The sequence below is a fragment of the Microbacterium sp. BF1 genome (assembly GCF_019279095.1).
GTDB lineage: Bacteria > Actinomycetota > Actinomycetes > Actinomycetales > Microbacteriaceae > Microbacterium > Microbacterium maritypicum.
Genome location: NZ_JAGYWT010000646.1, coordinates 1 through 1,163, shown reverse-complemented (window position 1 = coordinate 1,163; position 1,163 = coordinate 1). Strand labels below are relative to the sequence as shown.

General features: G+C 66.3%; 1 protein-coding gene. It reads right to left on the bottom strand.

Annotated elements, in window-relative coordinates:
* Positions 1 to 33: 33 nt before the first annotated feature.
* A protein-coding gene (locus KZA10_RS15695; RefSeq protein WP_308289692.1) for an IS3 family transposase occupies positions 34 to 1,154 on the bottom strand; the annotation gives its coding sequence in 2 pieces (ribosomal slippage) (positions 34 to 936 and positions 939 to 1,154; 1,119 coding nt in all).
* Between the last annotated feature and the right edge of the window lie 9 nt (positions 1,155 to 1,163).

The window sequence follows — 1,163 nt, the reverse complement described above, 5'->3', positions numbered from 1 at the left end:
GGGACTGCTGCACGAATAGGTGACAGGTTGTAGTCACGCCGCCAGTGCGGCGGTCGTGTTCATGATGGTCTCGAACTCGATGGGCGTCAAACGGCCCAGGCGGAGTTGGCGCCTCCGGCGGTGGTAGGTCCGCTCGATCCAGGTGACGATCGCAATCCGGAGCTGTTCCCGGGTGGTCCACGAGCGGCGGTCGAGGACGTTCTTCTGCAGCAGGGCGAAGAACGATTCCATGGCGGCGTTGTCGCCGCTGGAGCCGACTCTGCCCATCGATCCGACCATGCGGTGGCAGGCCAGGGCGCGCAGGAACTTCCTGCTCCGAAATTGAGATCCTCGGTCCGAGTGGACGATGCAGCCGGCGACATCACCGCGCATCTGGGCGGCGTTCTCGAGCGCCTGGACGGCCAAGCGGGACTTCATTCTCGAGTCGATCGAGTACCCGACGATCCGGCCCGAATACACGTCCTTGATCGCGCAGAGGTAGAGCTTGCCTTCACTCGTTTTGTGCTCCGTGATGTCCACGAGCCAGAGCTCGTTCGGCGCGTCGGCGGCGAACACGTGACGCGTTCTGCCGTCCTCGTCGATGACGGCGCAGAGGTCGTCGTGGACGGGTGGGCCGGGGCGCCGGCCCTTGCCGCGCTTCTTCCCGAACGCGCTCCACCACCCATTCGTGGACGCGATCCGCCACGCCGTCCGATCCGACATGGATTCGCCCGCATCACGGGCCTCGTCGGCGAGGAGCCGGTGCCCGAACTCGGGGTCGTCGCGGTGCGCGTCGAAGAGCGCGTTCGCGCGATACGCCTCCACCACCTCGCTGGAGGTGATGGGATCCGCCAGCCACCGGTAATAGGGCTGGCGGGAGAGCTTGAGCACCCGACACGTCACCGTCACAGGAATCCCTGCGGCGGCGAGCTCCGTCACGAGCGGGTAGAACCTTTTCCCGGGAGGTTCGCCTGCGACAGATACGCCGCCGCTCGACGCAACACCTCGTTCTCCTGCTCCAGCAGCCGGATCCGTTTCCGCGCCTCCCGCAGCTCAGCCCCTTCGACACGGGATTGGCCGGGCTTGGCACCCTCGTCGACGTCGGCGCGACGCAGCCACTTCTGCAACGTCATCGGGTGGACCCCGAAGTCTTTCGCGATCTGCTCGATCGTCACTCCGGGCTC